This window comes from Rhodococcus olei (assembly GCF_039540555.1).
GTDB lineage: Bacteria > Actinomycetota > Actinomycetes > Mycobacteriales > Mycobacteriaceae > Rhodococcus_G > Rhodococcus_G olei.
Genome location: NZ_BAABFB010000075.1, coordinates 584,331 through 597,523, shown reverse-complemented (window position 1 = coordinate 597,523; position 13,193 = coordinate 584,331). Strand labels below are relative to the sequence as shown.

12 protein-coding genes are annotated in these 13,193 nt (G+C 73.5%); 8 read left to right on the top strand and 4 right to left on the bottom strand.

Annotated features, from left to right (window positions below; translation table 11 throughout):
- The first annotated feature begins 122 nt into the window (after positions 1-122).
- Entirely contained in the window at positions 123-3,479 is a 3,357-nt protein-coding gene (locus ABD951_RS27460; protein WP_345353183.1) for an AfsR/SARP family transcriptional regulator, read from the top strand.
- Here ABD951_RS27460 and lexA read toward each other — a convergent pair.
- Both lexA and ABD951_RS27450 read right to left on the bottom strand, forming a co-directional pair.
- Positions 3,410-4,102 (bottom strand): transcriptional repressor LexA, encoded by a 693-nt coding sequence (gene lexA / locus ABD951_RS27455; RefSeq protein ID WP_345353181.1) that lies wholly within the window; start codon positions 4,100-4,102, stop codon positions 3,410-3,412. The genes ABD951_RS27460 and lexA overlap by 70 nt on opposite strands.
- 73 nt (positions 4,103-4,175) lie before the next feature.
- Positions 4,176-4,769, bottom strand: a complete 594-nt coding sequence (locus ABD951_RS27450) for an NADPH-dependent FMN reductase (protein WP_345353179.1) — start codon at positions 4,767-4,769, stop codon at positions 4,176-4,178.
- A 144-nt stretch (positions 4,770-4,913) separates the two neighbouring features.
- Here ABD951_RS27450 and ABD951_RS27445 point away from each other — a divergent pair, with 144 nt between their 5' ends.
- Positions 4,914-5,771 (top strand): helix-turn-helix domain-containing protein, encoded by an 858-nt coding sequence (locus ABD951_RS27445; RefSeq protein WP_345353177.1) that lies wholly within the window; start codon positions 4,914-4,916, stop codon positions 5,769-5,771.
- Positions 5,772-5,881: 110 nt separating this feature from the next.
- On the opposite strand, the gene ABD951_RS27440 is transcribed toward ABD951_RS27445, so the two are convergent.
- Positions 5,882-6,373, bottom strand: coding sequence for an inorganic diphosphatase (locus tag ABD951_RS27440; RefSeq protein WP_345353175.1), 492 nt, complete (start codon positions 6,371-6,373; stop codon positions 5,882-5,884).
- Between the two features lie 89 nt (positions 6,374-6,462).
- On the opposite strand from ABD951_RS27440, the gene dacB reads away from it, so the two are divergent.
- Genes dacB through ABD951_RS27415 form a run of 5 tightly spaced genes read left to right on the top strand, consistent with a single transcriptional unit; the run spans position 6,463 to position 11,949 of the window.
- Entirely contained in the window at positions 6,463-7,878 is a 1,416-nt protein-coding gene (gene dacB, locus ABD951_RS27435; RefSeq protein WP_345353173.1) for a D-alanyl-D-alanine carboxypeptidase/D-alanyl-D-alanine endopeptidase, read from the top strand.
- A complete protein-coding gene (locus ABD951_RS27430; RefSeq protein ID WP_345353171.1) occupies positions 7,875-8,927 on the top strand; it encodes a zinc-dependent metalloprotease in 1,053 nt (350 codons plus the stop codon). The genes dacB and ABD951_RS27430 overlap by 4 nt, the downstream gene beginning before the upstream one ends.
- Complete coding sequence (tilS, locus tag ABD951_RS27425; RefSeq protein ID WP_345353169.1) at positions 8,924-9,988, top strand: tRNA lysidine(34) synthetase TilS; 1,065 nt, start codon at positions 8,924-8,926, stop codon at positions 9,986-9,988. The genes ABD951_RS27430 and tilS overlap by 4 nt, the downstream gene beginning before the upstream one ends.
- 38 nt (positions 9,989-10,026) lie before the next feature.
- The gene (hpt, locus tag ABD951_RS27420; protein ID WP_345353167.1) at positions 10,027-10,581 is read left to right on the top strand and encodes a hypoxanthine phosphoribosyltransferase; all 555 of its coding nucleotides are present in this window, start codon (positions 10,027-10,029) and stop codon (positions 10,579-10,581) included.
- A gap of 33 nt (positions 10,582-10,614) precedes the next feature.
- Positions 10,615-11,949 carry an amidase gene (locus tag ABD951_RS27415; protein ID WP_345353165.1) on the top strand — a complete coding sequence of 445 codons (1,335 nt, stop codon included), beginning with the start codon at positions 10,615-10,617 and terminating at the stop codon, positions 11,947-11,949.
- 24 nt (positions 11,950-11,973) lie between these two features.
- On the opposite strand, the gene ABD951_RS27410 is transcribed toward ABD951_RS27415, so the two are convergent.
- Positions 11,974-12,552, bottom strand: coding sequence for a TetR/AcrR family transcriptional regulator (locus tag ABD951_RS27410; RefSeq protein WP_345353163.1), 579 nt, complete (start codon positions 12,550-12,552; stop codon positions 11,974-11,976).
- Positions 12,553-12,620: 68 nt separating this feature from the next.
- Here ABD951_RS27410 and ABD951_RS27405 point away from each other — a divergent pair, with 68 nt between their 5' ends.
- A complete protein-coding gene (locus ABD951_RS27405) occupies positions 12,621-13,190 on the top strand; it encodes a dihydrofolate reductase family protein (protein ID WP_345353161.1) in 570 nt (189 codons plus the stop codon).
- Positions 13,191-13,193 lie beyond the last annotated feature (3 nt).

The following is a 13,193-nucleotide window of genomic DNA, read 5'->3' as shown; positions in this document are numbered from 1 at the left end:
CTCCTGTGTCGACGGTCGGGCCTGCGGTCGTGCCGGCCCCGATGGAGATCACTGTGCCGACGGGCTCGCACGATCGGCTGGGGGTTCGCTGGGGGTCACGCACGGCGGGCTACTGTGGCGAAATGCGTTTCGGGGTGCTCGGTCCGCTCGCCGTGTGGGCCGCCGATGGCTCCCCGGTGCGGGTCCCGGAGGCGAAGGTCCGCGCCCTGCTCGCCGACCTGTTGATCCACCTGGGGCGGCCGGTCACCCCGGCGCGGCTCGTCGACGACCTGTGGGGCGCCGATCCGCCCGGCAACCCCACGAACACGCTGCAGACCAAGGTGTCCCAGCTGCGCCGGGCGCTGGACGGCGCGGACCCGGGCGGCCGTGATCTCGTCCGATATCGCGCACCCGGCTACCAGCTGCTGGTCGATGCGGACGCGGTGGATGCCGGGGAGTTCGTGGCGCTGACCGCGCGCGCACGGGCGACCGGCGCGCCCCGGGAGCGGGCCGCGCTGTTCGCGGAGGCGCTGGCGCTGTGGCGTGGTCCCGCCTACGCCGACCTCGCCGACGACGACTTCACCCGCGAGGCGATCGCCCGTCTCGAGGAGTTGCGGCTGACCGCCATCGAGGACCAGGCCGAGGCCCGTCTCGAACTCGGCGAGCACGACGTGCTGGCGGACGAGCTGGGCGCGGTGGTCGCGGCGAACCCGCTGCGCGAGCGGCTCCGCGCGGCCCAGGTTCGGGCCCTCTACTCGGCCGGCCGACAGAGCGAGGCGCTGGCCGGCTACGGGCAACTGCGTGCGATGTTGGCCGAGGAACTCGGCGTCGACCCCGGGCCGGAGCTGGTCGCGCTGCACCAGGCGATCCTGGAGCAGGACCCCGCGCTGAGCGCGGCACCGGCGGCGCGTCTCCCCGCCCGTGGCAACCTGCCCGCCGCCCTGAGCACCCTGATCGGCCGCGAACCCGAGTTGGCCTCGGTACGAGGCGAACTGGCCGCCGCCCGACTGGTCACTCTGACCGGCACCGGTGGCGTCGGGAAGACCCGGCTGGCGCTGGCCGCGGCGGAAGCGGCGGCAGACCGCTTCCCCGACGGGGTGTGGCTGGTCGAACTCGCCGAGCTGCGCCGGCCTGACATGTCGGCGGCGAGCTCCGTGCGGGAGGTGGCGGCGGCGGTCGCCGCGGTGCTCGGGATCCGCGACGACGCCGCCGTCGGACCGCATCGGCCGGTCGAGCCCACCGACACCGCGGAGGTTCTCGCCGGCGCGCTCGAGGCCCGGCAGTCGCTCGTGGTGCTGGACAACTGCGAGCACGTGGTGGACGCCACCGCGGCCCTGGTGGAACTGCTGCTGCGACGCGCCCCCGGGCTGCGGGTGCTGGCCACCAGCCAGGAGCCGCTCGGCGTCGACGGGGAGGTGCTGCGGGAGGTCGCCCCGCTCGGGCTGCCCGGTGCCGCGGCGGAGGCGGATCTTCGCGGGGTCGAAGCGTCGGCCGCCGTGCAGCTCTTCGTGGCCCGGGCCGCGGCCGCCGCACCCGGGTTCGTCCTCGATGCGGAGAACGCGCACAGCGTCGCCGCGATCTGCCGCCGGCTGGACGGGATCCCGCTGGCGCTGGAGCTGGCGGCCGGCCGGGTCCGGGCACTGGGGGTGCACCGACTGGTGGACCGGCTCGATGACCGGTTCCGGTTGCTGGCCTCCGGTCGACGGTCCGCCCCCGCGCGGCAGCAGACGCTGCGTGCGGTGATCGACTGGAGCTGGGGACTGCTCGACGAGCCGGCGCAGATCATGCTGCGGCGCATGGCGGTCCATGCTGGTGGCTGCACCCTCGCCGCCGTCGAGTCGGTCTGTGGTGAAGAGGGCGCGGATGCGGTCGAGGTGCTCGATCTGCTGACGAGGCTGGTCGACCGGTCGCTCGTCACGGTCTCCGGCGAGGACGGGGAGCCGCGATACGGTCTGCTCGAATCCGTCCGGATGTACGGTCTCGAGCGGCTCCACGAATCGGGGGAGTTCGAACGAATCCAGCTGCGGCACGGTCTCTTCTATGCCGAGCTCGCCGAACTGGCCGCACCGCGGCTGCGCGAGGGCACCCAGCAGGCCTGGCTGAGCCGGCTCGACGCCGAATCCGGGAACCTCGGCGCCGCGCTCGACCGTTGCGTGGAGCGCGGCGACGGCGACCTCGCTCAGCGGATCGCCGAGGCGCTGGCGTGGTACTGGTTCCTGCGCGGCCGGCTCGCCATCGGGCGGCGCGCGTTGCAGAGGTCGCTGGCGGCCGGGGGCGCGCAGGCGATGCGGTCGGCCAGGGTGACCGCCTGGGCGGCCGGGTTCTCGATGCTGGTCGGCGCCGCCGGGGACGGGACCGGGCCGGCCGAACGCAGCCGGGCCGCCCTACGCCCCTTCGACGATGTCGACGACCCGGCCGGGCGGGCTCGGGCGCAGTGGTTCCTGGCCTACGTCCATCTGCGGCTCGGCGACCCGAGCGCGGGCTCCGAGCTGAACGATGCCGCGGGCGCGGTGTTCCGCGAGCTCGGCGACCGCTGGGGCATCGCGGCATCGGAGAACGCGCTGGCAACCGTGGCGCTTTTCCGGGGTGAGCTCGGCGCGGTCGCGCGGCACGGCGCTGCGGGCGCGGCCGGATTCGCCGAGCTGGGCGACGGGTGGGGGCAGGCGCAGGCCACCGATGTGCTGGCCACGCTTGCGGAGATCGAGGGTGACTACCCGGAGGCGGCCCGGTTGCACCGGGCGGGGATCCGGCTCGCCGAGGACCTCCGGCTGTGGGTCGACCTGTCCTACCGGCTGTCGGGTCTGGGGCGAATCGCCCTGCTCACGGGTGATTTCGACGATTCCGCCGCGCTGCACCGGCGCGCACTGCGGGTGGCCGCGGAGCAGTCACACCGCTTCGCCGAGCAGTTCGCCGAGGTGGGCCTCGCCCTGGTGGCCCGCAGGCGCGGAGACCTGGATACGGCCCAGGCGCACCTGCAGCGCTGGCTCGAGTGGAACCGCCGGCTCGAGGTCGCGCACGGGGCACCGTTCTACGGGGTGGTGCTCATCCTCGCCGAGCTCGGCTTCATCGCCGAGCAGCGCGGCGACGGCGAGCTCGCGCTGGCGCTGCACCGGGAGGGCCTGGCAGCCATCGGACAGACGGGTGATCCGCGCGCGCTCGCGCTGGCACTCGAGGGGATCGCGGGCGCCCACGCGGTGGCCGGCCGTCCCGAGGTCGCCGGACGGTTGCTCGGAACGGCAGCGGCGACCCGGCTGTCGGTGGGCCGGCCCCTGCCCCCGGCCGAGCGGGGCGACGTGGATCGGATCGAGTCCGCGATCCTGGAACTGCTGCCCCGGAACGTGTTCGACGACGAGTTCGCCGGCGGCGCCGCCCGCGGGCTCGCCGACCTGCTCACCGATCCGGAGCTCACCGGCGGGCCGGCAGCGCGGGATCAGACCCGGCGCATCACCGAGACGACCTTGCCCAGCACCACGGCCTCGTCTCCGTCGATGACGGAATAGGCGGGGTTGCGCGGTTCGAGGTAGACGTGCCTGCCCCGGCGCCGGAACACCTTCACGGTCGCCTCGCCGTCGATCATCGCGGCGACGATCTGACCGGAGTGGGCCTCCTGCTGCCTGCGGACCACCACGATGTCGCCGTCGCAGATCGCGGCGTCGACCATCGACTCGCCGCGCACCCGTAGCCCGAACACGGTGCCCGACCCGACCAGCTCACGCGGCAGCGTCAGCACGTCGTCGGCGTGCTCCTCCGCGAGAATCGGGGCGCCGGCGGCGATGTCGCCGACCACGGGCACCGTCACCGAGCCCTCCGCGGACGTCCGTGGCCCCGACCCGTGGAGAAACGGCCGCACGTCGATCGGCCGCGACACCGCGTCGCTCCGGCGCAGGAAACCCTTGTCCTCCAAGGCCTTCAGATGCCTGGACACCGACGACGTCGACTGCAGGCCCACGGCGTCCGCGATCTGCCGGGTGCTCGGGGAGTGTCCGTACTCGACGGCCCAGTCCCGGATGGTCGCGAGGATCCGCTGCTGGCGGGGAGGCAACGTCGAGGTGTCGAGGCCCTCGAACAGGTCGGTGTCGTCGTATCCGGTCACGCGGCGAATGGTAGTGGTGACCACCGACATCCGGGGCGCGGTGCCCGCCGCCCGCGTCCGGCCGCCTCCCCTCCGGACGAACGCAGGCCGCGGTGCCGATCGCTCAGGCGGCCGGCACGGACTCCCGGGCCGCCGTCAAAGTGCTTGCCCACCAGTGCAGTTGGTTCAGCATCTTCTCCGCGGCGGATTCCGGGTGGGCGGGATCGCGCAGCGTGCCGTCCGCGTCGAACAGTTCGAAGTAGCGCGGGAACGAGACGTACTCGCGAATGGTGTCGGCGCCCAGTTCGTTGAACACCTGGCGCAGGTGCTCGATCGCGAGCAGCCCGCCGCTGGCGCCGCTGTAGCCGACGAAACCGATGGCCTTGCGGTCCCACTGGGAGAAGTGCCAGTCGACGGCGGTCTTCAGCGAGGCCGGGTAGCTGCGGTTCATGTCGGGGGTGACGACGACCACGGCGTCGGCCCGGTCGAGGCCGCGGGTCAGGCCGGCCATCCCCTCGGGACGCGGCGGGTTGGGATCGATCATCGGCGAGATCGCCGGAAGTTCGTGCGGGAGCGTCACATCGGCGAGGTCGATCACCTCGATCTCGTAGCCGCCGTGCCCGCGGGCCTGCTCGGCGAACCAGCTCGCCACCACCGGGCCGAACCGGCCCTCCCGGACGCTGCCGATGATCACCGCGAGTCGCACCGTGTCGGACATGTCGGTCTCCTTCGAGTCTGTGTGGACGGCCTCCGCGGCCGTTGGTGTCGACTCTGCTGCCCGCCGCGACGCGGGGGGAGTCCGCCGTGAGAGTGGTACCCGCAGGGCCACGATCGGCGCGCGCGAGCGCGGTACGTTCGCACCGTGAGCGACAACGAGTTGGGTCTGTTCCTGCGCACCCGGCGCGAGGGGGTCACCCCGGCCGAGGTCGGCCTGCCCGCCGGTCCGCGCCGCCGCACGCCCGGCCTGCGCCGCGCGGAGCTGGCGACCCTGGCCGGGGTGAGCGTCGAATACCTGACCCGCCTGGAGCAGGGCCGTGACCGGCATCCCTCGCCGACGGTGCTGTCCGCGCTCGCCGACGCGCTGCGCATGACGCCGAGCCAGCGGGTGCACCTGCACCGGCTGGTCAAGTCCGCGGACCCCGGCTTCACCTGCCGCGGCACCACGGCCCCGAACCCGGTGGTGCGCCCCGGCGTCCGCGCCGTCCTGGATCAACTCGAACCGGCGCCGGCCGCGGTGGTCAACCGGCTCGGCGACGTGCTGGCCTGCACCGACGGCTACCAGCGCGTGATGGGGCCGACCGGGTTGCTCGACGGCGGTCTGCCCGCGAGCGTCGTCCGCCACGTGTTCACCGACCCGCGCGCCCGGACCGTGTACCCGGACTGGGACCACGTCGCGGACAAGACCGTCGCCACCCTGAAGCAGGGGCCGTACCTCGCCGATCCGGAGACCACCGCCCTGGTGGACGAGCTGACGGTCACGGCCGGTGCCGAGTTCACCGACCGGCTCGGACGAATTCCCGGCCTGCCGGAGGCCAACGGCACCCGCCGGCTGCACCACCCCGAGGCGGGTCGACTCCGGCTGGTCTTCGAGGTGCTGGAGCTGTCCGCGGACGACGACCAGCGCCTGCTCGTGCACCTGCCCGCCGACCCCGCCACCGCCGAGGCACTGGACCGGCTGGTGGGCCGGCGTCCCGGTGGTCTGCGCGCGGTGTCCGGCTGACGCCGCCGCCCGCGGTCGCCGAAACGACACGAGTGTGGGGTCTCACCCGGAATCGGGGAAACCCCACACTCGTGGGAAGCTCCGTTCGGCGGGGACCCGCCGCCGGTGGCTCAGTGGCCGTGGTTGCTCTCGTGGCGCGCGAACGCCTCGGCGATGACCTTCTCGGCCTCCTCGCGTCCGACCCAGTCGGCGCCGGTGACGTGCTTGTTCGGCTCGAGGTCCTTGTAGTGGACGAAGAAGTGCTTGATCGCGTCCAGCTCGAACTGCGAGACGTCGGTGATGTCCTTGACGTGGTCCCAGCGCGGGTCGCCGGCAGGCACGCACAGCACCTTGTCGTCGCCACCGGCCTCGTCGACCATCTTGAACATGCCGACCGGGCGGGCCTCGACGATCACACCGGGGAACACCGACTCGGGCAGCAGCACCATCGCGTCCAGCGGGTCGCCGTCCTCACCGAGGGTGTTCTCGATGTAGCCGTAGTCGGCCGGGTAGCCGAACGAGGTGTAGAGGTAGCGGTCCAGCTTCACGCGGCCGGTCTCGTGGTCGACCTCGTACTTGTTGCGCTGACCCTTGGGGATCTCGATGGTGACGTCGAACGACACGCGTCTTCCTCGCTTCGTCTGAAGTGGTTGGTGCGACGGACAGGGTAGCCGGTCGGCGATAATGGCGGAGAACTACGACCATCGGAGGGATGTTGGCGAAGGCAGGGGCGAAGGACCGCAAACTCGGGTCCCTGGCCGCGCGACGGCGCAAACGGGTCCGGCTCCTGCTCGGCGCTGTCGCGGTCGCGGCCGCAGGCACGGTCGCGGCGGTGCTCGTCGTGCAGGGCCCCGACCTCGGCTTCGGTGCCGGCGCGGCCACCACGACGACCGTCCCCGCGCCGCCGCCGGTCGTGGCCACACCGCAGGTCGCACCGGTCCCCGCCGACGCGCCTGCGCCCACGCCCGCGGGCGTGTCCGCCGCGCTCGCGCCCGCCCTCGCCAACCCCGCGCTGGGCACGTTCACCGGCGTCGTCTCCGACGCGGAGACCGGCGCGGTGCTGTGGAGTCAGGGCCCCGACACGCCGATGATCCCGGCGTCGACGACGAAGGTGCTCACGTCCGCCGCCGCGCTGCTCGCGTTGCCGGTCGAGCACCGCGTCGCGACCCGCGTCGTGCAGGGCGCCGAGCCCGGGCAGATCGTGCTGGTCGGCGGCGGCGACCCGACACTGACCGCTCTGCCCGCCGGGCAGACCGGCGCCTACCCCGGCGGCCCGCGACTCGACGACCTGGTCGCGCAGATCCGGGGCGCCGGCGCGACCGTCCAGTCCGTCGTCGTGGACACCGGCGCCTACACCGGCCCGGCACTCGCGCAGGGCTGGATGCCGAGCGACATCGCCGGCGGGTTCATCGCACCGATCGAATCCGTGATGCTCGACGGCGCCCGCCTGGACCCGCACCAGGACGAGTCACCGCGCAGCGCGACGCCTGCGCTCGACGCGGGCCGCGCGCTGGCGGCCGCGTTCGGCGTCGCACCCGACCGGGTCACCGTCGGCGCCGCACCGCCGGGTGCCGCGCCGCTGGCGTCAGTCGAGTCGGCGCCGCTGCGGGACCGGCTCGGACAGATGATGAGCCACTCGGACAACGTCCTCGCCGAGGCCATCGGCCGCGAGGTCGCGAGCCAGGTCGGCGCCGACCCCTCGTTCGCCGGCACGGACGCCGCGATCACCCAGGTCCTCGGCGGCGCCGGATTCGACCTGAGCGGCGTCACACTCCACGACGCGAGCGGGCTGTCCGTGGACGACCGCATCCCGGCCCGCCTGCTCGACCAGATCCTGACGGCCGCCACCGGGGACGCCCAGCCGAAACTGCGCCCGATGCTCGACTACCTGCCCGTCGCCGGCGCGACCGGCACGCTGTCCGACCGGTACGCAACCGGCGGCGCCGCAGGCTGGGTTCGGGCCAAGACCGGCACCCTCTCGCAGGCCAGCGCCCTCGTCGGATACGTCACCGACGTCGGCAACCGGGTGTTGACCTTCGCGCTGATGTCCAACGACCGCTCACCGGACGTCAGCAGGCCCGCGCTCGACGCGATCGCCTCGACACTGCGGTCCTGCGGGTGCACATGACCGGCGAGCGGCCCAGCGCACTGGCGGGCGCGGTCGACTGGGAGTTGGCCGCGCGGACCGGTGTCCGGCTGGCCCGCCCCGGACCCAGCACCACCCGGTGGTCCGCGGAGGCGGTCGTCGCCGATCTCGCCGACGCCTCGGTCCGCGCCGAAGGACCCGTCCGGGACGTCACCGGGCTCGCCGACGGCCAGCCCGTCCCGGCGGCCCGGATCGTGGACCGCGGCGGCTGGATCCGCGCCGCCGCGGCCTCGATGGCGAACCTGACCGGCGGGGACACCGGCACCGAGAAGCGGTTCCTCGCCGGCCGACCCGCCGGACTGCAGGCCGGGGCGATGCTGGCGTTCCTGTCGTCGGCGATCCTCGGCCAGTACGACCCGTTCACCGGCGAACACGGGACCCTGCTACTGGTCGCGCCGAACGTCGTCGGGGTCGAGCGGGCGCTGAAGGTGCCGCCGCGCGACTTCCGGATGTGGGTGTGCCTGCACGAGGTGACCCACCGCGTGCAGTTCTCGTCGGCGCCGTGGATCGCCGACTACATGCGCGAGACGGTCGCGACCCTCGGCGAGGTCGACGAGGACTCGATCACCGACATGATGGGCCGATTGACCACCGTGCTGCGCGGCCGCGGTTCCGGACAGGAGCTGGCCCCCGAGGAGCGCGGGATCGTCGGCCTGCTGCGCGCCACGCAGGCGCCGCCGCAGCGTGAGGCGCTGGATCGGCTGCTGATGCTCGGCACCCTGCTCGAGGGGCACGCCGACCACGTGATGGACGCGGTCGGACCCGACATCGTCCCGTCCGTCGCCCGGATCCGCCACGCATTCGACCAACGGCGCGCCAACCGGTCCAACCCGCTGCAGCGGCTCGTACGGGCCCTGCTCGGCATGGACGCGAAGATGGCGCAGTACGTGCGCGGCAAGGCGTTCGTCGACGCGGTGGTCGAGACGGTCGGGATGGCCGAGTTCAACACGATCTGGACCGGACCGGACACGTTGCCGCTGGTCGGGGAGATCGACACCCCGCAGGCGTGGATCGACCGGGTGCTCGGATGACGACCCCGCCGGAGCCGACGGGCGGCCCGCCGCCGTATTCGACGGGCGGCCCGCCGCCGTATTCGACGGGCGGCCCGCCGCCGCGGCTCCCGGAGGGGCCCGCGCTGCTCGAGATCCGGCACGCCGTCCGGCGCTGGACCGCCGCCCACCCGTCCGGCGACGGTGTCGCGGTCGCGTTGTCGGGCGGCGCCGACTCCCTCGCACTGACCGCGGCGGCCGTCGCAGAAGCGGGTCCCGTGCACGCCCTCGTCGTCGACCACCGGTTGCAGGAGGGCTCCGACGAGGTCGCGCGGCGGGCCGCGGACCGGGCCCTCGCGTTCGGCTGCGCGTCGGCGCGCGTTCTGCCGGTCCGGGTCGACGGGCCGGGCGGGCTCGAGGCGGCCGCCCGCAGTGCCCGGTACGCGGCGCTCGACGCCGCGCGCGCGGGTCGCCCGGTGTTGCTCGGCCACACCCTCGACGACCAGGCGGAGACGGTGCTGCTCGGCCTGGCCCGCGGGTCCGGCCCGCGGTCGATCGCCGGCATGCGGGACCGGGACGGCCCGTGGGGTCGGCCGTTGCTGCGGGTGCGCCGCGCCGTCACCGAACGTGCCTGCGGCGAGCTCGGGCTGCAGCCGTACCGCGACCCGCACAACCTCAGTCCGGCGTTCACCCGGGTGCGGTTGCGCACCGAAGCCCTGCCGCTGCTCGAGCAGATCCTCGGGGGCGGTGTCGCGCAGGCACTGGCCCGGACCGCGGACCAGGTCCGGGAGGACGGCGACGTGCTCGACGCGGTGGCGACGGACCTGCGCCGCGCCGCGACCACGGGTGACGAACTCGACACCGAGGTCCTCGCGGCGGCGCCGCCCGCCGTCCGCCGGCGTGCACTGCGGGAATGGCTGCAGGTCAGGGGAGTGAGCGGACTGACCGACACGCAGTTGCGGACCGCCGACGACCTCGTTGGGCGCTGGCGCGGGCAGGGTGGCGTCGCGCTCGGTGGCGGACGCCGGGACGCGAGGTTGGTGCTGTCCCGCCGACGTGGCAGGCTGTCGGTCGGGTTCGTCACGAGCCAATCGGGCGGGTGAAGGAGCCGGTCCAGTGGATCAACAAAGGGGCTAGCGCCGTGTACGAAGGCGACATCGCATCGGTTCTGATTTCCGAAGACCAGATTCGCGACAAGACGGCCGAGCTGGCCGCCGCGATCGCGGAGAAGTTCCCGGAGGGGCAGCCGGAGGGCGATCTGCTCCTGGTCGGCGTCCTCAAGGGCGCGATCTTCTTCATGACCGACCTCGCGCGGGCGCTGCCGATTCCCACCCAGATGGAGTTCATGGCCGTCAGCTCGTATGGCTCGTCGACCTCCTCGTCCGGTGTCGTGCGGATCCTCAAGGACCTCGACAAGGACATCGCCGGCCGGCACGTGCTGATCGTCGAGGACATCATCGACTCCGGGCTGACGCTGTCGTGGCTGATGCGGAACCTGTCGACCCGCAACCCGGCGTCGCTGTCGGTCGTCACGCTGCTGCGCAAGCCGGAGGCCACGAAGATCGACGTCGACGTCGAATGGGTCGGCTTCGACATCCCGAACGAGTTCGTCGTCGGCTACGGACTCGACTACGCCGAGCGCTACCGCGACCTGCCGTACATCGGCACCCTCGAACCGCACGTCTACGGCGGCTGACCGGTCGGTTTCCCGGCGGCGCATAATCGACGGATGGACCCGGAGTTCACCGCCGTCTCCATCGCCGCCCGGGTTCGATCGGGCGCCCTGACCCCGACCGACGCGGTCGACGACGCGCTGTCCCGCATCGCGTCGCGCGACCCGCGGCTCGGGGCGTTCGTCACGGTCCGGTCCGCGCAGGCCCGCACCGAGGCCGCCGCGGTCGCGGCCCGTCCGGACCTGTCGTCCCTGCCGTTGGCCGGGGTGCCGATCGCGGTCAAGGACAACGTCCCGGTCGCCGGCCACCGGCTGGGCAACGGGTCCCACGCCAGCCCCGCTGCGCCGGCCACCGCCGACCACCCGGTGGTCCGGCGGCTCCGCGACGCCGGGGCGGTCGTCGTCGGGCTGACCGCGGTCCCCGAACTGTGCGTGTGGGGCGCGACCGACACTCCGGACACGATCACCCGCAACCCGTGGAATCCCGGCATCACCTCGGGCGGGTCGTCCGGTGGGTCCGCGGTCGCCGTGGCCGCGGGCATGGTGCCGGCCGCGCACGGCGCCGACGGGATGGGGTCGATCCGCATCCCGTCCGCGGCGTGTGGGGTGTTCGGCATCAAACCGGGCCGCGGCCTGGTGCCCGCGGAACTCGGCGTGGACTCCTGGTTCGGCATGTCGGAGAACGGGCCGATGGCGACGACCGTCGCGGACGCGGCGCTGCTGCTGTCGGTGATGGCCGGCCGCCCCGACCTCGCGGCCGTCGCGGATCCGGGGACGCTGCGGATCGCGGTGTCGGTCCGGTCGCCGCTGCCACTGGTCCGGGTGGACTCGCACTGGCGGGCTGCGGCGGAGCGGGCGGCGGCCGCGCTCGGCGGGGCCGGGCACCACGTGACGACGGCACCGCTGCCGTATCCGGCGAATCCGCTGCCGCTGATGGCCCGCTGGACGGCCGGGACCGCGGCCGATGCGGCGGGCCTGGACGCGACGCTGCTGCAGGGGCGCACCCGCGGCCACGTCGCGGCCGGCCGGGTGCTGTCCCGGTACGTCCGGCCCGAGCAGGTCGCGCGGCTCCGGCAGCGGCTGCACCGGTACTTCACCGAGCACGATGTCGTGATCACACCGACGCTGGCGACGACGCCGTTGGCCGCCGCGCGGTGGAGTGCGCGGTCGTGGCCCGCGAACCTGGTCGCGAACGTGCGGTACGCGCCGTTCCCGTCGCTGTGGAACTTCGCCGGCTGGCCGGCGGCGAGCGTGCCCGCCGGAATCCACCCGGCCACCGGCACCCCGCTGGGGGTGCAGATCGCGGCGCCTCCCGGTGGGGAGGCGCGGATCCTGGCGGTGGCGGCGCAGCTGGAGCGGCTGCTTCCATGGCAGCGGGTCGCTGCGGTGTGAGCGGCAGCGGGGCGCTGCGGCGGGTCAGTCGGGCGGGAGCACGCGGTCGACCACCGCGGCGATCAGGCCGCGCATGTCCTCCGGGGGGAAGACGTCGGGGAGGGTGAGGTGCTCGACGATCAGCCAGTTCATCGCCAGGTAGAGCGTGACCACCGAGGTCGCGTCACCGGGGAGACCCGAGTCGAGGTGGTAGGCGACGTTCGCGTCGACGTCGGCGCGGATCCGCTCGGTCAGGACCGCCCGTAGCTCCGGCCGCCGGGTCGCCTCGAGTCGTAGCTCGAGCAGTGCCAGGTAGCCGGTGCGGAAGGCGCTGATCCGGTCGACCAGGTCCTGCATCAGTTCGGTGACGCGCGCCCGGTTCCGCGGTCCGGCCACACCGGCGGCGATCGTGGTCGCGTCGGGCTGCAGGCGCTCGTAGATCCGGCCGCCGGCCTGGGTGAGCAGGTCGTCGCGGTTGGCGAAGTAGTTCGACGCGGTACCGGTGGGCACCGCGGCCGCGGTGTCGACGGCGCGGAACGTGAGTCCGCGCGCACCCTCCCGGGCCAGGACCTCGATCGCCGCATCCACGAGCGCTGCGCGCCGCTGTGGGTTCTGTCTCGCCATTGACACCACTCCGGTTGTAGTACTACGTTCAAACCACTTCAAGCAGAGTACTACGGATGGAGTCGCGCATGCGAAAGCTCGTCTACTACGTCGGCGTCTCCCTGGACGGCTACATCGCGGGCCCCGACGGCGAGTGGGACTTCTACCCGGTGGGCGACGACCTGATGGCCTACATGAACACCCAGTTCCCCGAGGTCGTGCCGGCCCACGTCCGGGCGGCGATCGGGCTCGAGGCCGACCCGGTCCGCTACGACACGCTGATCATGGGACGCGGCACCTACGAACCCGCCCTCGACCTCGGCATCGCCAGCCCCTACTCGCCGCTGCGGCAGTACGTCGTCTCCACGACGCTCGGCGCGGTCGACCACCCCGACGTCGAGGTGGTCTCCGAGGACCCGGTCGCGCTGGTGCGCCGGCTCAAGGCCGAGGACGGCCGCGACATCTACCTCGCCGGCGGCGGCCGGCTGGCGGCGGCGCTGCTCCCGGAGATCGACGAGATGATCCTCAAGCTGTACCCGGTGGTCGCGGGCGCCGGCGTCCCGGTCTTCGCGGGCGGGTTCCGGCCCACCTTGTTCACACTGACCGGCTCGCGCACGTTCACGGGCGGAACGATGGTGCTGAACTACGACCGCGCCTGAGCC